This is a genomic window from Pseudotabrizicola algicola, from assembly GCF_010915705.1.
GTDB classification, from domain to species: Bacteria; Pseudomonadota; Alphaproteobacteria; order Rhodobacterales; family Rhodobacteraceae; genus Pseudotabrizicola; species Pseudotabrizicola algicola.
Genome location: NZ_JAAIKE010000011.1, coordinates 1 through 19,976 on the forward strand (window position 1 = coordinate 1; position 19,976 = coordinate 19,976).

Here is a 19,976-nt window from a genome sequence, read left to right on the forward strand (position 1 = left end):
GCCCTGAGGCACCGAAATGCCCCGTGTCGCGATCCCCGGCAAACTACACTTCCAATGATTACAAACACTTAGAATGAGGTGCATAATGAATCGTTGTCGGCCCGCTGGCTCTACCGCCAGCTTCAGGCCGAATATGACCATCTCACCTCGAATGAGGCGATCGAGGAGGGGATCGTGATCAATCAGTACACCTTCACCGACACCGGACGGCGGTTCGGGTGATATCAGTTCTTGAAGGATTTCGGCACATGATGCAAAAACGCAGAACAGGCAGGGAGAGTATCAACATGTTGGGGACTTCCCTCGAGCTTTTCGCAGGGGCTGGTGGCCTTGGAATAGGGCTCTCCGCTGCTGGCTTCAAACCCCGAGCCGTGGTTGAGTTCAACAAGTGGTGCTGTGACACGCTCCGCCAGAACCATTCGACGCTGTCAAAAGACGGTGGAGATTGGAACGTCATCGAGGGCGATGTCCGAAAGGTTGATTTCACCATCTATGAGGGCAGAGTCGATCTCATCTCTGGCGGACCACCGTGCCAGCCGTTCTCTCTCGGTGGGCGACACCGTGCCTATGACGATGCTCGGGATATGTTCCCCCAGGCCGTCCGCGCTGTCAGGGAAGCCCGGCCACGAGCCTTCATCTTCGAGAACGTTAAGGGTCTCACCCGCGCAAGTTTTCACGACTATTTCTCCTACGTCCAGCTTCAGCTCGAACATCCTGAGTTGATCGCCCAGTCTGAGGAAGCATGGCAGGATCATCTTCGCAGGCTGCAACAGCACCACACCTCAAAGTCCCGGCCGGGGCTTCACTACAAGGTTGTGACCAAGCTTTTGAACGCCGCCAATTTTGGTGTGCCGCAGAGGCGGGAACGGGTGGTATTCGTTGGGTTCCGCGACGATGTTGACGCGCGTTGGGCCCCTGAGAGCGGCGGCCACACACAGGAAAGCCTGATCTGGGACCAAGTCTTTGGCGACTATTGGGATCGCCACAGGGTCGCAAAGTCTGATCGTGTCCTCGAAGGGCGTTCGCAGGTAACCGCGAGGCGGCTGTCCAGAGACGAGAAGCCCACCGCGAAGCCGTGGCGTACAACGCGTGACGCCATTGCGGACCTGCCGGATCCAACTGGAAGACATGCGTCTGGAATCTATGATCATCGCTTCCAGCCGGGTGCCAAGGCTTATCCCGGCCATACCGGCAGCTACATTGACGAGCCGGCCAAGACCTTGAAAGCTGGAGTGCATGGTGTTCCTGGCGGCGAAAATATGGTTCGTCTGCCGAATGGGGCTGTGAGGTATTTTACCGTCAGGGAGAGCTGCCGGATCCAGACCTTCCCCGATGAGTATCGCCTTCATGGGGCTTGGACCGAATGCATGCGTCAGCTTGGCAATGCGGTGCCCGTTGAGCTGGCGCGGCAGGTTGGTGTCAGCGTTATGGAAAAACTGAAAGCGACCGCCTGATGGCAAAACGTCAGGAACTCGATAAGGCGGAGCAGACTGCCCAGAAGATCGAGGAGCTTCGGCAAGCCGTTCTCCAGGGTGGGATCAGTTCCGTCACTCGAGGAAAACTCCTGACATCGATTTCGTTGATGAAGGACAGCCTTGATGCGCTCAGCCGAGAAATCGATCCTGTGCGCATGCCGGATTCCTTCTTCGATCCGACCGAACCCAGGCTGATTGGGCATTTCGTCGCCTTGGCGCTCATCGCGCAAGAACGGCAAGCCCTGAAGGACTTGACCAAATTCTACGGCGCCGGCGTTTACGCGATCTATTACACTGGCGATGCAGACCTGTACGCTCCCATTTCTCGCACAGAAACGCCAATCTATGTCGGCAAGGCCGACCCGAATGCGAATGCGAAGACCCTGATCGAGCAGGGTACAAAGCTTGCGGATCGACTGAATGAACACCGCAAGAGCATTGGCAAGGCGAGCACCACCCTCGACATCGCCGATTTCGAGTGCCGAGCACTGGCGGTTCAGAGTGGTTACCAAGCGGCAGCCGAAAGTCACCTGATCAGGTTGTTCAAGCCAATCTGGAACAACGAGACGCGGATTCTGTTTGGTATCGGCAAGCATGGCGACAGCGCGGAAACTCGCGCAAACAACAAGTCTCCTTGGGACACGTTGCACCCCGGCCGGAAATGGGCTGACGCGAACACTGAGGCAAAGACCGCCGACGAAATCCGGGCGGAAGTCGCTAAACACTTCGCTGAGGCCACGATCTTCAAGCGGACGGAAGATGTCTTTGCTGCGTTTGCCGCCGGGATCAGGCGCGCCGATCAACTGGGGGCAGACCCAGAGGACGAAGTCCTAAGCGAAGACTAGCCCTCGATCACCGGTTGCCGTCGATCCACTTCGACATGAGCCCCTTGTCGCGGAAGCATTCATCCGGCACTGCGCGACGCTTGATACGGGCGAGCCGTTCGGCAAAAGCGACCTGCTTGGACGACGGCAGACGGCCCAATTCGGAGACTGGCTTCAGGTTTGCCTGGACCTCGATCCAGGCGCTGAGGGTGCGTCGGTCCTGTTGGACCTCCCAAGGCAGAAGCGTCTGGTTACGGAGTGCCAGTGATCGCGCATAGGCGATCTGTTTCGGCGTGGAGGGCAGGGCAAAGGTGGTGCTTTCCATCGGGTATCTCCCTTGGCTCGTCGCTCTCTATATATAGAACATAACAGGAACATATTCAACGCTGGCGGGGCCTGAGAAACCGAGGGAGGCGGAATTCGGGTGGGCACCTCCCGGCGTGCCGCCGGGACCGGGCCTTGGTCCTTCGGACGGGAGCCAGCCTTGGCAGTCTCCCACCATGCGGGCGATAGTCCCTGGCGCAAGAAGGGGAAGGGGAGGGAGAGGGCGGCCAGAAGGGGTCAGGTTCCGGCGGGTGAGAGAGAGCGCCGCGCGGGACTGACCCTTCCGGCTCTCTTGAGGTTTCCCTGATGAACGATCTTTCCGCTGTGACCTTGGCGGCGGCACCCTTTGCCGTGCCGTCCCCGTCCACGAGGGCTTCCCGCATCCTGACCGTCGCCGAAGCGCTTCAGCCTGATCTGGCGAGAGGCGCTCAGATCGATGCGCAGCGTTTGCGGCTTGAGTTGGAGCGCGCCTTTCGCGGCTCCGATGCCGACGGCGTCTGGGACTGGAAGCTCGCCTATGAAGCGGGCGAAGTGGCACTCGTCCTCTTTCTGAGGAAATTCGGCCGCGCGCTGCTGGCCCGGACGGGCTCGCCTGCGGCGTTGCTGCCGATCCTCACCAAGGTGACTGGCCTCATGCCCACCCACACCCGGCGGTCGGAGGAGATGGAGCGCTTCCAACAGTTCTCGACGCCCTTGCCCATGGGGCTCGCGGCTCTGGCGGCAGGGCAGATCACGCCCCGTGACCTGGTCCTGGAACCTTCGGCCGGGACCGGGCTTCTGGCGATCCTCGCGGAGAATGCGGGCGGCGGCCTTGTGCTGAACGAACTGGCCGACACCCGCGCCGATCTTCTGCGGCTCTTGTTTCCGGGTCGCCCCGTCACTTGCTTTGACGCTGCGCAGATTGACGACCATCTCGACACCGGACTGCGCCCGAGCGTCATCCTGATGAACCCACCCTTCTCGGCTGTGGCCAATGTCGACAGCCGCAGCTCCGAGGCGACGGCGCGGCATCTGCGTTCGGCGCTCGCACGCCTTGCGCCGGGTGGGCGGTTGGTCGCCATCACTGGCGCGAGTTTCGCACCCGATGCACCAGCCTGGTCCGAGACCTTCACCCGCCTGACCGAGACAGCGCACCTAGTCTTCACCGGCTCGGTGTCTGGCGGTGCCTTCGCCAAGCACGGCACCAGTTTCGAGACACGGATTTCGGTCTTTGACAAATGTCGTGGCGGCGAAACGGGTGGCATCACGGCCGACCTCGCCCGGTCCATCGCTCCCGATGTGGCGCATCTGCTGGCCCGGATCACCACCGAAGTTCCGCCGCGCCTTGAACTCATGCGCGCTACCTCGGCCGGGCAGGACCGTTCTTCCCCCTTCCCGGGAATTCCTGCCCGTGCCGCGAAGGCCACCGTCAACAAATCTCGGGCTTCTGCTTCGGCCTCGTCTTTCGGTGCGAACACGCAGATCGACGCCGAAAACCTTGCCTATGTCCCCCGCGAGGTGACCGAAGACGACAGCGCTACGCGTCTGTCAGATGCGATCTATGAAACCTTCCGCTTGCAGGCGGTCGACGTCCCCGGCGCGGCCCCGCATCCGACCAAGCTGGTGCAATCGGCGGCCATGGCCTCGGTCGCGCCCCCGAAACCGACCTACCGCCCGAAACTGCCTGCTGCCGTGTTGCGCGACGGCCTCCTGTCTGATGCCCAACTCGAAACCGTGATCTATGCGGGTGAGGCGCACGGCGCGCATCTCGCGGGGTCGTGGACCGTCGATGAAACCGGCGAAATAGTCTCGGCCGCGCCTGATGGTTTGGCGGACGTTGTCCGCTTCCGCCGCGGCTTCTTCCTTGGCGATGGCACCGGGGCGGGCAAGGGCCGCCAGTCATCCGGGATCTTGCTCGACAACTGGTGCCAAGGTCGCCGCAAGGCGCTCTGGATCTCGAAGAGCGACAAGCTGCTGGAAGATGCGCAACGCGACTGGTCCGCACTTGGGCAAGAGCGTCTGTTGGTGACGCCGCTCTCGCGTTTCGCGCAAGGGCGCGAAATCCCGCTGACTGAGGGCATCCTTTTCACGACCTACGCCACGCTGCGCTCGGAAGAGCGCGGGGCCAAGAAATCCCGCGTCGACCAGATTGTCGACTGGCTCGGGGCAGATTTCGACGGAGTAATCCTGTTCGATGAAAGCCATGCCATGGCCAATGCCGCAGGGTCCAAGGGCGAGCGCGGCGATACGGAGGCCTCGCAGCAGGGCAGGGCGGGCCTGCGCCTGCAGCACAAGTTGCCCAATGCCCGCGTGGTCTACGTCTCTGCCACGGGAGCCACGACGGTGCACAACCTGGCCTATGCGCAGCGGCTCGGCCTCTGGGGCGGCGAGGATTTTCCGTTCGCGACACGGGCGGAATTCGTGCAAGCCATCGAAGCGGGCGGCGTCGCTGCGATGGAGGTCTTGGCCCGCGACCTGCGCTCGCTCGGCCTCTACACCGCTCGGTCGCTTTCTTACGATGGCGTCGAATACGAGATGCTGGAACATGCGCTAACCCCCGAGCAGCGCAGCATCTACGATGCCTATGCCGGGGCCTTTGCCATCATCCACAACAATCTCGCCGCTGCGATGGAAGCGGCAAACATTACGGGTGAGAATGGCACGCTGAACCGCCAGGCCAAGTCCGCTGCCCGTTCGGCCTTCGAATTCGCCAAGCAGCGCTTCTTCGGCCATCTGCTGACCTCGATGAAAACCCCCACGCTGATCGCATCCATCGAGGCTGATCTCGCGGCAGGCCACGCAGCCGTCATCCAGATCGTCTCGACGGGCGAGGCGCTGATGGAGCGCCGCCTCTCAGAGATCTCGACCGAGGAGTGGAACGACATCCGCGTCGACATCACCCCGCGGGAATACGTCCTCGACTACCTCGCCCATTCCTTTCCGGTGCAGCTTTACGAGCCCTTCACCGACAGCGAGGGCAATCTCTCCTCGCGGCCTGTGGTGCGCGACGGCCAGGCAGTAGAATGTCGCGAGGCCGCCCGTAGGCGCGACGCGCTGATCGAGAAGCTGGCCTCGTTGCCTCCAGTGCCGGGGGCGCTTGACCAGATCGTCCAGCGCTTCGGCACCGATCTCGTGGCCGAGGTCACGGGCCGCTCGCGCCGCATCGTGCGGAAGGGCGAGGGCGCTGCCGCGCGCCTCGTCGTCGAAAGCCGGGCCGGTTCCGCCAACCTGTCTGAGACCGCCGCCTTCATGGATGACCAGAAGCGCATCCTGATCTTCTCGGATGCGGGTGGCACGGGACGCAGCTATCACGCCGATCTTGGCGCGAAGAACCAACGACTGCGGGTCCACTACCTTCTGGAACCCGGCTGGAAGGCCGATGCGGCGATCCAGGGCCTCGGCCGCACCAACCGCACCAATCAGGCGCAACCGCCGCTCTTCCGGCCGGTGGCCACGGATGTAAAGGCGGAAAAGCGGTTCCTTTCAACCATCGCCCGCCGCCTCGACACGCTGGGTGCCATCACGCGCGGCCAGCGCCAGACCGGAGGGCAGGGGCTGTTCCGCCCGGAAGACAACCTCGAATCGCCTTACGCCCGCGATGCCCTGCGCCAGCTTTACCGCCGCATCTATCGCGGCGATGTGGCAGGCTGCTCGCTCGGGGCGTTTGAGGATGCCACCGGCCTCAGCCTGACCGATGACAACGGTCTGAAGGATGACCTGCCGCCGATCACCACCTTCCTCAATCGCCTGCTCGCGCTGACCATCGACATGCAGGCGGTCCTGTTCTCCGCATTCGAGGAACTCCTCGATCAACGGATCGAGGGCGCTATCGCCGCCGGGGTCTACGACCTCGGGCTCGAAACGCTGCGCGCCGAGAGCTTCCGCGTCACCGATGCGCGGGTGATCTACACCCATCCCGGCTCCGGTGCGGAAACCCAACTCCTCACTATCGCGGAAAAGCGGCGCAACACGCCGACCTCCCTCGCCGATGCTCTGGACTGGCTCGACGACCCGAAGGCACGCCTGCTGGTCAACAGCCGCTCGGGCCGTGCCGCGGTGCAGGTGCCCGCCACCAGCTTGATGCTGGACGACGGCACCATCGAGCCCCGCTTGCGGCTGATCCGCCCGACGGAGGCAAGCACGCTTCCGGCCAGAATGATGGACGACACCCACTGGCTGGAGGCTGACCGCGCAGCCTTCACCGCTGCCTGGACCGCGGAACTGGCCGAGGTGCCGGAGTTCTCGGAAGCCACGCTGCATATCGTGGCGGGGCTCTTGCTGCCGATCTGGAAGCAACTCCCCCAAGATGAAACCCGCGTCTACCGGCTGCAGACCGACGACGGCCAGCGCATCATCGGCCGCCGCGTCTCACCCGCCTGGGTCGCGACCACGCTGGCGGCTGACGCGCCGCAGCTGACAGCCGCACAAGTTCATGCCCTTGTTCTCGAGGGCAAGGCCGTGGTGCGCTTGGCCGAAGGGATGGAGTTGCACCGGTCTCGCGTCATGGGCGTGAACCGGATCGAGCTATCCGGCTTCACGGATGCGGCGAAGGACCGCCTCAAGGCAGATGGCTTCTTCTCGGAGATCATCGCTTGGAAGCTGCGTCTCTTCTGCCCAACGGACTCGGGCGGCATTGCCGTGCTGGATCGTCTGCTTGCACGTTGTCCTGTGACGGGACTACATGCACGCGGGGGTTGTTGAGCCATGTATTCCGAAACCGACGAACTGATCCGAGCACTAGCGGAGAACGCCGAAGGCGTCTGTCGCGCTTACCTTTCCGCCGGACGGCGGGAAGGGTCCTACTGGATCGTGGGCGATCTACAGAACAACCCAGGCCGATCGCTCTTCGTGCGGCTGACCGGGCCCGCGTCGGGGCCGGGCGCTGCTGGCAAGTTCACCGACGGCGCCACGGGCGAGCATGGCGATCTCCTCGACATCATCCGCGAGAGGACCGGGATCTCGCGCTTTCCCGATCTTCTGGCTGAAGCCCGGGCGCATCTGGGCCGTCCGCAGCCGGTCCTCCCGGATACTCCTGCGCCGAAGAAGGCCAAAGCCTCAGGTGGCACGCCAGCGGCGGTGGCGAGTTTGTTCGCAGCCTCGGTGCCGGTCGCTGGCACGCTTGCCGACACCTACCTCCGCTCCCGGGGCCTGACCCGAGGCGGCATGATGAGCGCCCTGCGCTTCCACCCGAAGTGCTGGCATCGGGATGAGGGCCAGACCCGAAGCCTGCCCAGACCGGCGTTGATCGCGGCGGTCACCGATGGGGCAGGGGCCTTGCAGGGCGTGCATCGCACCTGGCTGGCACCTGACGGACAGGGGAAGGCGGCTGTCGAGACGCAGCGGCGTGCCATGGGTCACCTCCTCGGCAATGCCGTCAAGCTGACCCCGCATGACGACATCCTCGTGGTCGGTGAGGGCATCGAGACCATGCTGTCCCTTGTCGAGGCAATGCCGGACCTTCCCGTCTGGGCGGCGCTGTCGTCCAGTCACCTTGGGGCGGTCCTGCTGCCGGAGGGAGTGCAGCGCCTCTACATCGCTATCGACCGCGATCCGGCGGGGCAACGTGCGGCAGAGAGGTTGAACGCCAGAGCCACTGAGGTTGGGATTGCCGTTCGGGTGCTGGAACCGCAGCTTGGGGATTTCAACGATGATCTCCGGGCGAACAGCAAGGAGGCACTGCGCCAACATCTGGCAGAGCAGATCGGGCTCGAGGATCGGAAGCGCCTGTCAGGCTGAGCAGCATCACGCCGGGGGCGGTCGGGGACAGCGGGGCAGGGGTCCTGCAGTCCTGTCGTGGCTGTGGATTGTCGCCTTTTGCCTCTTCCCGGGCAATCTCATCCACCCGGCCCCCGAGCGGCCTTCAAGAGATGGGCAGGCGGCCGTCAAAGAGGCCGCCCCTTCAAGGACGGGGAGCGACTGATTTCCGCCGGCGGCAGAGCCGCCTTTGCATCGCGAAGCAAATCAGCCGCCCCCCGTACTCCTCCACATGCGTTCCGGCCCCGAAAGGGGGTGAAGGGGCGTCCCCCGTGACGGCTTCCGCAGCCCATGAAGGCCGCGCGGGATGACGCGCGGACCAGACAGGCCCGGAGGCAAGAACCGATGACGATCCACACCCACGACGACGCGTATGAACCCGCCCACACCGCATCCCAGACGGCCCATGCGCTGGAGGAGCTGCAGCTCTACGGCTACCGCCCCTTCGAAGACGAGCCCGATCCCCGCCCGATGCCCGACGCAGACCGCCTCCGGGGTGCCGTCGCCGATATCTTCGACGCCCTCGTCGCGAGCCTGGCCGACACCCGCATGGAACCCGACCTCGAAGAAGTGCTCTGGGGCCAGGTCAACCTCTTCCACCGCGCCACCGCCCGGATCGAACGGTCGCTCGACGACAATGAGCAGGCGCAGCGCCGCCTTCAGCGCGAGCAGGACGGCTCCGAGGTGAAATCCACCGAACTTGAGCGTCTGACGGCCGAGGGCCTGACCCTCACCGAACGGCGGAACTGCATGGACATGATGCGCGATCACGCCGCCTCCGAGTTCTGGCACCACACAGGCTCGACCTGGCGGCCCCGCACCGGCTCAAAGGTGAACCATCAGCACCTGACCGCCGCCCTGATCGACAGCCGCGACTTCCTGGCCGCCAAGCGTCGTGCCGAGACCGAGGTGATGCTCCCCGCTGGTCCCAAGGTTGCCCTCACCGGTGGGACCGACTTCAACGATCACCGCCTGATCTGGGGCAAGCTCGATCAGGTCCGGACCAAGTATCCCGACATGGTCCTTCTCCACGGTGGTGGCGTGAAGGGCGCCGAACTCATCGCCGCCAAATGGGCCGATGCCCGGGGCGTGACGCAGGTGGCCTTCAAGCCGGACTGGACCAAGCACGCCAAGGCCGCACCCTTCAAGCGCAACGACGCCATGCTGGATGTCCTGCCCGTGGGCGTCCTCGTTTTCCCGGGCAACGGCATTCAGGAGAACCTCGCTGACAAGGCCAAGAAGCTGGGCATCCCGGTCATGAGATTCGAGAAGGGGGCGTGAGCCCCCTTCTCTCAGTTAGAAGATCAGCGCCGGGCGAACGGTACGACTTCTCCTGCAGGAGCGTCACTATGCGGCTTCGCGGCATCCTGCTTCAACGATAGTTGGACAACGCTAGCTTCTTGCCGGTTGAACCACCCTGGTGGAAGCCCGGTCAGGTTCTCGATGTCGCCTGGATGCATTGTGAACTCGACGGCAAGCAAATCTTCCTTGGTCCGAGTTCCGGATTCGACGATCAGGCTAAGCGCGTTGCGCAAGACCGCCGGCTCGGGAACTGGCCACTCGCGATCCAGCGGCTCCACCTTGTTCCAGCCGTTCGCTGAATAGCTCTTGTAGAGCTGCGTGCCGTAGTGCTCCGGGATGACTTCGAGGTCCAGAAGCCGCCTGATTTGCGCCTTCACTGAAACCCGCCACCGCTCTTTTACGGACAGGAGCCCTGCCAAAGAATAATGCTGCACTTCATGCACGAAGGTCGTCTCGGGCATTAGGAATGCACTGGCAAAACGGAAAGCCTGACGTTCGATCTCTTTGAGATCGGACTTCAGCTCTTCGTGCCTAACCCCCTTGTGCAGGATCGCATGACCAAGTTCGTGTGCGGCGTCCATTTGACGACGAGGCAGGGACATCTTGTCAGTCGCGAGCATGATATGCGGGCGTTCGTCACCCAGTGACCAGCTGCATAGCCCGTCCAGCTTCGACGTTCCCATCTCGATGGAGCCAACCACACAGCCGACTCGTTCAAGCAACGCCACCATGTCGATGATCGGACCTTGGCCAAGCCGCCAATGGGATCGCAATTCCTGTGCGATGCCCTCGATGTCTTCATCACGCAGTTGGCGATAGGCTAGACCCTTCATGACATCAGGAATGTCGACCGCCGGAAAATCCACATAATGCTGCAAGACCGCAGAGATTTCCTGCAGCCACTGCATCTGGGCGTCCTGGTACGACGTGTCGCGCTTCAGGGCACTGGAGAGCGAGCGAGAAAACATCGGGTGTTCACTGGTATGGACAGGTCGCAGAAAATACTCCCTACGCACACGAAGTTCACGCGCCAGGGCGGTGAGCGCCTCTGCATCGGGAGCATGGGTGCCGCTTTCCCAGCGTGACACTGCACTGGGTGAAACCCCAATCATTTGTGCAAGCTCCTTCATGCTCAAAATTCGCCGAGCAGCCCGCACTTCCGCTAGGCGTTCTGGCACGAAGCCAGGCGTTCCTACGCGCATTCAATCCTCCCGCCGGTATCGCAAGAAACCGATCATGCCTTCCCTGTTTCGTCGTCCACCTCCGGCGGCGACTCGGGGGGGACAAACGGTTTCACCTTCGCCTTCAAGCGCACCAGCCCGGTCTCGGACGGCGACACAATCGAAGCGGGGACCGGTTCAGCGGCATCGGCATCATCAGCAAGGAACTTGTCAAGGCGTTCGTAAAACAGAAACTGCTCGTAGATCGCATCAATCACGCCAATCGCAATCTCATCCAGTTTGCCAGACTGTTCGCGGTCACGTGCAACCAAGAAGAGGACGAAGATATCCCCGGGCTTCGGGCCGCTGCCGTCGAAGTCAAAACTTGGGGTCAGATTGAAGTTCAGCGTCACACCGGCCAGACGGGAACGGTTCTTGTTCGGCAACTTGCTGCGTTCGGGCATCGCGGCGAGGCCAAAGATGACACCCGGGCCATCACCGCCGAACCGCATGAACGGCTGGAAGATCTTCAGGCTGCTGTTCGGGATGACACCACCAACAAGCGGCTGACCGCCGAAAAGGACGCAGACCTCTTCGAAGCCTTGCTCCACCATCCGAAAACGCGCCTGGCCTTCGAGTTCGCGCGCGCGCTTCTTGTCCAGCCCAGCATGGTCGCGCACCAGCAGGGAAGCCTTCAACGTTTCCGCCCGCGTCCGATCCTCCAACGCGAGGATCAGGCCGCGTTTCAGAAGATGTTTCCAATCGAAGTCTGCCATTCGAGCACCCGTTCGCGCGATTCTGTGATTGCGTTATGAAGGAAAGATATGCCATTTTTTTGCGTAAAGCAAGGGAGCGCACGGGCGGGTCACACATCAAGTCTGAGTCTGGCGCGCCCAAAGTGCCAAGATATAGGCATCCTAGTGAGATTTGCGCTATTTGTTGTGCTCTGCGGTTGGTTTACGCCCTTTCAGTTTGGTTGGGGGCCGAGGCTCACTCTGAAGCCGCCAGACTTCACCCCTCCAAGCATTTCAGTTGTCCGTCGGCTGGAATGAAATAGACACCGCGCCGACGCGTTGTCAGCAATTCTTTCAAACGGGGGAGGCATATCTTTGGGGGTAGTCCGACCGCCCCCGTTCCCCGCGTTCAGCCGAGCAGGTCATCGGGGTTATTGCCTGGATCGACATGGGCGGCAAACCAGCCCGGCTTGCGTCCCCGCCCGGACCAGGTGAGGGTCGGGTTCTCCGGATGTCGGAAGGTTTTAGTCGAGGGCGACCGCTTGCGTTTCGGCTCCCCCAGTCCTGCCAGTTCGGCAAGAGTGAAGCCGAGCTCTTTGGCGAGCATCTCGACCTTTTCGCGGGCCTCCGCCTTTTGCCGTACTTCGAAGGTGGAAATGGCCTTGGCCACGGACTTCTGCAAATCGCGCAGTTCTGCGAGCGACATGGCCGCCAGGTTGAAATCAGGCATCGGGTGCTCCGGTTGATTCAATACCGCAGGCGTAGTCGTGCCGAGCCCGCGCGGCAGGAGACGAGCGGGGCAGGGGGCTTGGGTAGGGGGCGTGGTGATCCCATGCTCCATTCCCGGGATGGTTCCTCCTGGGCCTGACATTGCCGGAGGAGATCGGTCTGAGCGTGTCTGCTTGGGTTTCTCCCCCTGTGATCCGGCTGAGGCACCTCCCCTTCGACTGACAATCCCCTAAGTCTGTTCGGTTTCCTGCCCGCAACCCCAACTCCTGCCCTGGCCGTGTTGGCCGCAAAGCGTCCTGCCCGCGCCACCCCGGGCCCTCGGGGGTTTCCGTCTGGTCCATGGCCCAGCCGTGCGGACGTCTCCCGACAGGCTTCTGACGGGTCTTGTCGAAGGGATGGTCCCTTCAGCGAAATCTAGGAGAACCACCATGCAGAACATCGTCATCCTCGCCGGCAACATCGGTCAGGCCCCGGAAGCCCGCACCACGCAAGGCGGCACGAAGATCACCCACTTCACCCTCGCCACCTCGCGCCCCCGCCTCTCGGAAGACCGCGCGGTCCGCGACGAGCACGGCTACCGTGTGATGGACACCGAATGGCATCGCATCACATGCTTCAACGGGCTCGGCAAGTCGGTCGCCGAGAACTGCGAGAAGGGCATGAAGGTCCTGGTCCAGGGCCGCATCCACTACACGAAGTGGACCGATGCGGCGGGCGTCGACCGCTACGGCTGCGAAATCATTGCCGAGAAGGTCGACTTCCTCAGCCGCCCCAAGGCGACCGAGGGCGATGCTCCCGAACTGGTCGATCGCGACGACGAAATCCCGTTCTGATGAACGGGGTCTCCCCTCTCGGGCCCGGCGCGGAAACCCGCCGGGCTTTGAATTGTCCGACGCAGTTGCGGCCGATAGATAGTAGCTATGTTTTAGCTATTCTTTACTTGACAGATGAATGCGAAACAGCTAGAAAACATGCGTTCAATGAGGATCGACATGAGCAAGAAGACCATGACGCTCAACCTCACGGAGGCTGAGATGAGCGCCCTAGAGGCCTTGTGCGCCAAGAAGGATCTCAGCAAGACCGGCCTGATGCGGCAGGCGCTGCGACTTTACCAGATGATCGACACCCGGGTGGAGCGTGGCGGCAAGCTATACTTCGAGGACGACCAGACCAGAGAGAAGTCGGAGATCATGATGCTATGACATCGTATTCCGTCTTTATCATTGATGTGTCCTCACGGCAGCCAGTTGAGGCTGAATTGCTCGATACGATCGGCGAACGACAGCTGTTGGATTGGCAATTCCAGTGGCGAAGAACCCTGGAGGGCTATCTCCGGCGGCTTGCCGACAATGGGGTAACCCGGCAGGGTCTCGACTGGCCGCAGAGCTGGCATTGGGACTGGCGCGCAAAGATCGACGAAGTGCGCGGACTGCTCGGCCACACGGGTTACAGCGTCGTATGCCGGGATGTGACCCAGGGCATGATGCGGCTCGATCTGGCGAGCCGCATGGCGCGCCTCGACGATCAGATGGGCAAGCCGCTGGTTTATGTCGACTACCTCGAAATCGCTCCCTGGAACTGGAACGAACCCTATGCCGATCCACCGCTTTATCGCGGCATTGGTCAGGTGCTAATCCGAACCGCAATCCAGAGGAGCTTCGACGAAGGCTTCCACGGTCGTGTCGGCCTTCATTCCTTGCCGCAGGCGGTCACCTTCTACGAGCGCTGCGGCTTCATCAATCTTGGCACCAATCCGAATGAATATCGTGGGCTGCTACCCTATTTCGAGATCACGACGGAGCGAGCCAGGACGTTCTTATGAGGAGAAGCGCAATGACCTACAGCACGACTGCTGACTGGGCCCTCGCCAGGGCGGCGCTCGATGAGACGTCGACGCCCGGCGCAGGCCCCCTTTCCGCCCGTCCCCATGTGCCGGACGAAACCTTTTGGCTCCGCGGCGAAGAAACCCGTCTGGCCTTCGCCCGCTTTGTCAACATGGCGCGTCGCCAGCGTGGCTGGTCGATCGAAAAGCTCGCCGATGACGCCCATATCGAGGTCGGCGAGCTGATGAGCATCGAGCAGGACGGCGGTCACGAGCCGGAGCTGCGCACGATCTGGCGGCTGTCCGAGGTCTTCGATGTATCGCAGGCTCGACTGATGGAGCTGGCGGGGCTGGCTTCGCCGAAGGACACACATGCCATGGAGGAAGCTGTCCGTTATGCGGCACGGTCTACGGCCATCACAGCCCTGACAGCCGAGGAGCAGGCCGCCTTTGACGGCCTCGTTTCCGTTCTGCGCGACAAGGCGAAGTAACGGGCGGCCGGCGGCCTGGGGAATTGACGATGGCTCGGAACTACATCCTGAGACGCAAAACACAGCAGGAAATCGACGAACGCGTCGAGCGCGTCTTGGCGCGTCTCGGGAATCCCGAACCACCGCTCGACCTCCGGGTCGTCCGCGATCTGCTGTCGCTCGATCTGACCTATTTCCGGAAAGACGATCCCTCGCTTGCTGATGAGGTTATCAGCCGCATGCGCATGGCGAGCAAGCAGATCATCCGGCGTCCTATGCTCTTCTTCGAGGCTGTCGCCAAATTCGATTTGCGGGCACTCTATCTACCTGACAACAAGCGTATTCTGCTCGATCAGTCGCAACCCGAACTGAAGCACCGCTGGCACGAGGCGCACGAGATCGGCCACAGTATCATCCCCTGGCATGAAGGGGCTATGCTCGGCGACGATCGCTTCACCCTGAACCAGAACTGCCATGACCAAGTTGAGGCCGAAGCCAATTTCGCGGCCAGTCGACTGCTTTTCCTCCGGGACCGCTTCACCGTCGAAGCCCGCGACCACGCACCCTCCATCGAAGCCGTGCGCGCGCTCAAGCCGGTCTTTGGCAACACCTACACCACGACATTTTGGCGCTCTATTGAGACTTGGGGCGCGTCTGTACCGATTGTCGGCATGATTTCCGACCATCCGCACCCGGTGCGTCGATCGGCCGATTTCGATGCGGCCACTCCCTGCGAACATTTGGTGCGCTCGCCGGCCTTTGCCGCCGGCTTCAGCGGGGTCGACGAAGTCGAGGTTTTCGAGCTCGTCTCCGGCTATTGCCAGCCACGTCGGGCCGGTCCGCTCGGCGAAGCCGAAATTGTGCTCACCGACGACAATGGCGATGCCCACGTCTTCCGCTTCGAGAGTTTCAGCAACAGCTACCAGGCGCTCACTCTCGGGGTCTATCAACGTCCCCACGCGCCGTTGGTCCGTTTCGGCACCTGACGGTGACCGCTATCGTGACACCAATGGACTTGGCCCCGCTTGACCCAGAAGTGGCAGCGGCAGGCATTGAGCTGGCGCACTGAGGGTTCGATGGTCGGCCGCAGCAGCCAGTCGAAACGCACCGCCCAACGGGGTCGCCGCGCCTGGTTCAGGGAGAGCTGAATCTTCTCGCCGCACCCTCCCGGACAGCGGAAACAGGCCCATTTATCGAGGGTGCCATCACGCACGACGACCAGTGACCCCGTCTGGAGCTGGTCCGGTGATGGATGCCGGGGGCTGACCCGCGCGACCAGATCGGTGCGACCGATCAACCGGCACCGCTCGGCAGTCCAGCGGCAAAGGTGGCTAAAGATGCGCATCAGCCGATCCGATCCATGAAGGGGTCCATGTCGCCCCGGCCCCAATAGTCCTCGCGCGCGCAAATCGGACAGTGCGGTGACCGGATAGCGCCGCGCTTCCGCTCGATGCCGCGGTCCAGCCGCCGAACACGCTCCCAGGCCCAGCCCCCTTCCCCGCGATAGTCGGTCAGGCCCTGCAGCAGCTCATTGACGGCGAGCGTCGCAGTTTCGGTCGTAAAGGTCACCACGGCCGGCGCCGGATTCTGACCGCCGCGGACATAGGCCTCGCGCTTCTGTCGCTCGTATTCTTCCGGCGCTGCCCGACGCAGCGCCTCCTCGCTCGCGGCTTTGGGGTCGACAACGCCCCGGCAGGAGAGGCAGGGTGCGCCCGGCGTAAGCACAGTGACCCGCGCCGACATGTCCCGCATGTCAGCCGACGCCGGCTCGATGGCAAGTCCCATGTCGATGACCGGGATCAGATAGAAATGCGAAAAGCGATTGAGAAACAGCCGGCCTGCATGGTCATCCGTGCAGCCGAAGATCACGTCGCAGGCCTTGAGCGCATCCCGCGCGGCTTCATTCTCGATCCAGCCGCGATGGGTGTGGACACGCACGCCGAGGCCCAATTCCGTGATCTCGCGCGCGAGCACCTCGACCTTTGGCCGCATGGCGTCGGCATCCGCCCGGCGTGCGCCATGGAGGCGATTCAGATTGGAAATTTCGACGATATCGTCGTCAAACAAGGCGAGCTGACCGACGCCGAGCCGGGCCAACAGCATCGCCGTGGCGCTGCCTGTGCCTCCGCAGCCGACGATGCCTACCCGCATCGATGCTAGACGGTTGTTAACCGCTTCGCCGAACAACAGTGCTTGCCGCACCAGTGCCGCGTTCGAGGCGCCGGACTCGCCGCCGAAATGGAGCAGCCGGGAGCCGATGCTCCGAACGATTTCGGCCGCGACCGGTTCCTTGTCATCGAACCAGGCACGCGCCATGAAATGATCGTCGCCGGCGAGCAACACGCTCGCCATAATCGCGTCAGTACCGTTACGGTTGCGCAGCAACCGGTAGAGATCGCGCTCGTTGACGTCGTCCTGCCGCGAAAAGGCCCGCATGCCGGCAGGATGGCTGTGCACGATCGCTGGCACTAGACCCCGGTAGGCCGCCTGCCGACACAGACTGACGAAGGTTGCAGTCGACCAGGTAACATGGCGGGGGCTCGCCGAAATCTCGTCGCCCGCCGGCACCGGAACGACTTGATGAGAAACCAGCCGAAGCCGCCGGCGACGGGACCACGGGTCAATCCCGACGACGTTGCGCCCAAACATGACATAGGCCGCGGCCTCGATCCCGTCCGGACGCTGGAGCAATTCGCGCAGCGCCGTTGCATGACGCGCCTGCAGAGTCACATCAATCTGCATCACGCGGCCTCCTGCAGCGCCTGTTCGACCCGCTTGAGCATGGTCCAGATGCCGTCGATGCCCGGCCGCCAGTTATTATTATGTCGGGACCAGCGCTGCCAATTTTGACTCTCAAACTGCTGGGGCTGATCCGCGCAGTTGGGATAGCGGCTGGATCGCACGAGGCTCAGCCAGGGCAGCGCGTAGAACATGTCTGGCGCCGTGTCGGGATAGCCGCACGGAAGGAGGATCAGGATATCGGCTTCGACAACCTGAAATTTCGCCGCCGGCAGGGCGAAGCCGGGAAGGATGACGCCCTTCCGGCCGCCATCGTCCACTTCCCGGAAGGCCAGCCCCCGCTCCTCAAGATAGCGCCGGTCGGCTGTCGGGAGGAAGCTCATGCCCCACCCTCCGTAGTCTGGCTGATGCCCGTGAAGAAGCGTTCCAGCCCCTTGCCATCGAGCCGCACCAGCTCGGTGTCGCCGATCGGCCGATCCTCGGCGCCGCGCACTTCAAGCCAGACGCCGTAGGTCTTCGGATCGACCTTTGCGATCGTCTTCAACACCCGCCCGCTGATCGCGCAGGCACCCCATTCCAGCACCTGGCCGTCCAGTTCGATCCGAAAGGACTCGGCCCCCGGAAAGATCAGGAAGCGCTCAGCCCGACCGCCGCGCAGATCGGTCGTCTCGTCCTGGCGCAGCTCTTCGAGCTCGCCGTCCCGCAGGAGCTGGAACACCAGATGTTCCTCGGGGATGCGCACGCCGGCGGCTTCGAGGATCTGCCGGCCGGTCGGAACCGGATCGTCGATCTGTACCGGCCGGAAATTCAGCTCGGCATCGCCCACGCTAATGTGGAAGGTACCGTTGTCGTGTCCGTTCTGCTCTGCTGCCATATTGGCCTCCTATGCCTGTTAGGCAGTGAGGCCCTTGCCATTGGCGGCCTCGACATGCCATGTATGTCGGGAATATAGGGGGACGTTCGCAAGACGTCAATATCAACATGTCGAAAACGCCATGACCATTGAACACGAGAAGCCATCGGATATCTTCAGGGAACGACTGCGCGCTGCGCGAGAGAGCCTGCGCCAGATGAGCCAAGCCGCCCTCGCCAAGGACAGCGGCCTGCCGCCCAGCTCCATCGCACATTTCGAGGCCGGTACCCGCAAGCCGTCATTCGATAGCCTCCGCAAACTGGCCAACGCACTCTCCGTGACCACAGATTTCCTGCTTGGGCGCACAGACAATCCCGAGGGCGCGGCCGAGGCCGATCCGCTTTACCGCGACATGCAGAAGCTCAACGACGAGAATCGACGGCAGGCCGCCGACTTCATGCGCTTCCTAGCCGAGAAGCATGACAGGGAAGCCGGGAAGAAATGACCGGCAACCCCGATCTGAAACAAAAGCAGCTTATGCGCCGAGCCGAACTCGTGCTCCAGGAACACGGACTGTTGACGCTTCCGGTCGATCTGGACGCTTTGGCTCAGGCTGTCGGCATCCATCTGCGTGAAATGGACCGCAGGGCCGAGGGTGTCTCGGGCATGCTGATGCGCTACGGCGATCAGTTCGGCATCATGTACGCCACCCACACCGACAACGAGGGCTTCGAGCGGTTCAGCATCGGCCATGAATTCGGGCACTATTTTGTCGATGGGCATCTCGACCATATCCCCTTCGACCGCGGAGTGCATCGTTCAAGGGCCGGGTTCGTCTCGGAGGAACCCTACGAACGGGAGGCAGACTATTTTTCGGCAGGCCTTCTGATGCCGACCTCGCTAATTCGCCCGATCTTGAGACGGGCGCGAGAAGGGTTGCCGAGTGTGGAGGCAATCCGCAGCGAGGCAAAAGCCTCGCTCACGGCATCTGCCATCCGGTACATTAACGAGACCGACGATGCCGCCGCCATCGTCGTCAGCCGTCAGGGCCGGGTTGACTACTGCTTCAAATCCGAGGCCTTGAAGCAGCTGAAGGGCCAGAACTGGCTCCGCAAGGGCGCAGCTCTGCCGACGGGCACGCTCACCGCATCGGTCGCCGCACGGCCAGCCGCCGAACGGCAAGGCCGCCGCGAAGAAATCGAGACCGATATTCTCGACTGGTTCGGTGGGGATCGCACCGTGCGCACGGTCGAACAAGTCGTCGATCTCGGCCGCTACGACCGCGTGTTGACCGTTCTTTCCTGTGCGCAGATCGTCGACGACACCTACGAGGATGCCGACGAATTTGAAGAGTCCGACGAAGGCATGGAGGCGCGCTGGACGCCACGCTTTCGTCGATGACCGAACTTGACGAGGCTCCTGGCGTCGGCGGCTTTGGCAAATGGTCAATGCATGGCGTTCCCCACAAAGGCTGGACCTGTGTCGGTGTCGAAGACCTTGGCGCCCCTGCGGCCGTTTGCGAGATGTGCGAGCGGCAGGACATTCGATATGTCCATGCCATGCAGCACCCGGACTTTCCCGAAATTCTGCACTGCGGCTGCATATGCGCCGGCCATATGGAACAGGATGTCGAACGCGCTCGGCGGCGCGAAGCGTTGATGAAGAATGCGGCCCGGCGGCGTGCTGGTTGGCCTGACCGCAAGGCATGGCGCCGGTCGCGACAGGGCAATTTGGTTATCAGTGAACGTGGTTTTCACGTCACCATCTTCGAGCGTGACGGTAGATGGCATGGTCTTATTCAAAGGCCAAGC

21 protein-coding genes and 1 pseudogene are annotated in these 19,976 nt (G+C 62.6%); 13 read left to right on the top strand and 9 right to left on the bottom strand.

Going from position 1 to position 19,976, the window contains the following annotated elements:
- Window positions 1-99: 99 nt before the first annotated feature.
- From G3572_RS19500 to G3572_RS19510, 3 genes and pseudogenes are all read left to right on the top strand, one after another.
- Window positions 100-222, top strand: a pseudogene (locus G3572_RS19500) (antitoxin of toxin-antitoxin stability system); the annotation flags it as partial.
- A 26-nt stretch (window positions 223-248) separates the two neighbouring features.
- The gene (locus G3572_RS19505; RefSeq protein WP_240335648.1) at window positions 249-1,454 is read left to right on the top strand and encodes a DNA cytosine methyltransferase; all 1,206 of its coding nucleotides are present in this window, start codon (window positions 249-251) and stop codon (window positions 1,452-1,454) included.
- Complete coding sequence (locus G3572_RS19510; RefSeq protein ID WP_164615054.1) at window positions 1,454-2,320, top strand: Eco29kI family restriction endonuclease; 867 nt, start codon at window positions 1,454-1,456, stop codon at window positions 2,318-2,320. Before G3572_RS19505 ends, G3572_RS19510 begins: the two co-directional genes overlap by 1 nt.
- Before the next feature lie 7 nt (window positions 2,321-2,327).
- On the opposite strand, the gene G3572_RS19515 is transcribed toward G3572_RS19510, so the two are convergent.
- A complete protein-coding gene (locus G3572_RS19515; RefSeq protein WP_164615056.1) occupies window positions 2,328-2,624 on the bottom strand; it encodes a hypothetical protein in 297 nt (98 codons plus the stop codon).
- A 305-nt stretch (window positions 2,625-2,929) separates the two neighbouring features.
- On the opposite strand from G3572_RS19515, the gene G3572_RS19520 reads away from it, so the two are divergent.
- From G3572_RS19520 to G3572_RS19530, 3 genes are all read left to right on the top strand, one after another.
- Window positions 2,930-7,303, top strand: coding sequence for a bifunctional class I SAM-dependent methyltransferase/DEAD/DEAH box helicase (locus G3572_RS19520; protein WP_164615058.1), 4,374 nt, complete (start codon window positions 2,930-2,932; stop codon window positions 7,301-7,303).
- 3 nt (window positions 7,304-7,306) lie between these two features.
- Window positions 7,307-8,338, top strand: coding sequence for a DUF7146 domain-containing protein (locus G3572_RS19525; protein WP_164615060.1), 1,032 nt, complete (start codon window positions 7,307-7,309; stop codon window positions 8,336-8,338).
- Window positions 8,339-8,701: 363 nt separating this feature from the next.
- Window positions 8,702-9,637 (top strand): DUF2493 domain-containing protein, encoded by a 936-nt coding sequence (locus G3572_RS19530; RefSeq protein WP_164615063.1) that lies wholly within the window; start codon window positions 8,702-8,704, stop codon window positions 9,635-9,637.
- A gap of 23 nt (window positions 9,638-9,660) precedes the next feature.
- On the opposite strand, the gene G3572_RS19535 is transcribed toward G3572_RS19530, so the two are convergent.
- From G3572_RS19535 to G3572_RS19545, 3 genes are all read right to left on the bottom strand, one after another.
- Window positions 9,661-10,860 carry a helix-turn-helix domain-containing protein gene (locus G3572_RS19535; protein WP_164615065.1) on the bottom strand — a complete coding sequence of 400 codons (1,200 nt, stop codon included), beginning with the start codon at window positions 10,858-10,860 and terminating at the stop codon, window positions 9,661-9,663.
- A 32-nt stretch (window positions 10,861-10,892) separates the two neighbouring features.
- Complete coding sequence (locus G3572_RS19540) at window positions 10,893-11,594, bottom strand: hypothetical protein (protein ID WP_164615067.1); 702 nt, start codon at window positions 11,592-11,594, stop codon at window positions 10,893-10,895.
- Window positions 11,595-11,961: 367 nt separating this feature from the next.
- The gene (locus G3572_RS19545) at window positions 11,962-12,282 is read right to left on the bottom strand and encodes an H-NS histone family protein (RefSeq protein WP_164615068.1); all 321 of its coding nucleotides are present in this window, start codon (window positions 12,280-12,282) and stop codon (window positions 11,962-11,964) included.
- 427 nt (window positions 12,283-12,709) lie between these two features.
- Between G3572_RS19545 and G3572_RS19550 the strand changes: the two genes are divergently transcribed.
- From G3572_RS19550 to G3572_RS19570, 5 genes are all read left to right on the top strand, one after another.
- Window positions 12,710-13,114: a single-stranded DNA-binding protein gene (locus G3572_RS19550; protein WP_164615070.1), complete on the top strand. Its 405-nt coding sequence runs from the start codon at window positions 12,710-12,712 to the stop codon at window positions 13,112-13,114.
- A 159-nt stretch (window positions 13,115-13,273) separates the two neighbouring features.
- Window positions 13,274-13,483, top strand: a complete 210-nt coding sequence (locus G3572_RS19555; protein WP_153480835.1) for a ribbon-helix-helix protein, CopG family — start codon at window positions 13,274-13,276, stop codon at window positions 13,481-13,483.
- Window positions 13,480-14,103 (top strand): GNAT family N-acetyltransferase, encoded by a 624-nt coding sequence (locus G3572_RS19560; protein WP_164615072.1) that lies wholly within the window; start codon window positions 13,480-13,482, stop codon window positions 14,101-14,103. Before G3572_RS19555 ends, G3572_RS19560 begins: the two co-directional genes overlap by 4 nt.
- Before the next feature lie 11 nt (window positions 14,104-14,114).
- On the top strand, window positions 14,115-14,594 hold the full coding sequence (locus G3572_RS19565) for a helix-turn-helix domain-containing protein (RefSeq protein ID WP_164615074.1): 480 nt from the start codon (window positions 14,115-14,117) through the stop codon (window positions 14,592-14,594).
- A 29-nt stretch (window positions 14,595-14,623) separates the two neighbouring features.
- Window positions 14,624-15,559 (top strand): ImmA/IrrE family metallo-endopeptidase, encoded by a 936-nt coding sequence (locus G3572_RS19570; protein WP_164615076.1) that lies wholly within the window; start codon window positions 14,624-14,626, stop codon window positions 15,557-15,559.
- On the opposite strand, the gene G3572_RS22195 is transcribed toward G3572_RS19570, so the two are convergent.
- The 4 genes from G3572_RS22195 to G3572_RS19585 are packed head-to-tail and all read right to left on the bottom strand — an operon-like array spanning window position 15,520 to window position 18,186.
- Window positions 15,520-15,918 (bottom strand): ubiquitination-like system serine protease family protein, encoded by a 399-nt coding sequence (locus G3572_RS22195; protein ID WP_240335649.1) that lies wholly within the window; start codon window positions 15,916-15,918, stop codon window positions 15,520-15,522. The two genes, G3572_RS19570 and G3572_RS22195, sit on opposite strands and share 40 nt — an antisense overlap.
- Entirely contained in the window at window positions 15,918-17,315 is a 1,398-nt protein-coding gene (locus G3572_RS19575; protein ID WP_205518823.1) for a ThiF family adenylyltransferase, read from the bottom strand. The genes G3572_RS22195 and G3572_RS19575 overlap by 1 nt, the downstream gene beginning before the upstream one ends.
- Window positions 17,315-17,695, bottom strand: coding sequence for an E2/UBC family protein (locus tag G3572_RS19580; RefSeq protein WP_164615080.1), 381 nt, complete (start codon window positions 17,693-17,695; stop codon window positions 17,315-17,317). The genes G3572_RS19575 and G3572_RS19580 overlap by 1 nt, the downstream gene beginning before the upstream one ends.
- Window positions 17,692-18,186, bottom strand: coding sequence for a multiubiquitin domain-containing protein (locus G3572_RS19585; protein WP_164615082.1), 495 nt, complete (start codon window positions 18,184-18,186; stop codon window positions 17,692-17,694). The genes G3572_RS19580 and G3572_RS19585 overlap by 4 nt, the downstream gene beginning before the upstream one ends.
- A gap of 121 nt (window positions 18,187-18,307) precedes the next feature.
- Here G3572_RS19585 and G3572_RS19590 point away from each other — a divergent pair, with 121 nt between their 5' ends.
- Entirely contained in the window at window positions 18,308-18,670 is a 363-nt protein-coding gene (locus G3572_RS19590; protein ID WP_205518824.1) for a helix-turn-helix domain-containing protein, read from the top strand.
- Complete coding sequence (locus tag G3572_RS19595) at window positions 18,667-19,566, top strand: ImmA/IrrE family metallo-endopeptidase (RefSeq protein WP_164615092.1); 900 nt, start codon at window positions 18,667-18,669, stop codon at window positions 19,564-19,566. The genes G3572_RS19590 and G3572_RS19595 overlap by 4 nt, the downstream gene beginning before the upstream one ends.
- 44 nt (window positions 19,567-19,610) lie before the next feature.
- Here G3572_RS19595 and G3572_RS19600 read toward each other — a convergent pair whose 3' ends face one another.
- On the bottom strand, window positions 19,611-19,955 hold the full coding sequence (locus tag G3572_RS19600) for a hypothetical protein (RefSeq protein ID WP_164615094.1): 345 nt from the start codon (window positions 19,953-19,955) through the stop codon (window positions 19,611-19,613).
- Between the last annotated feature and the right edge of the window lie 21 nt (window positions 19,956-19,976).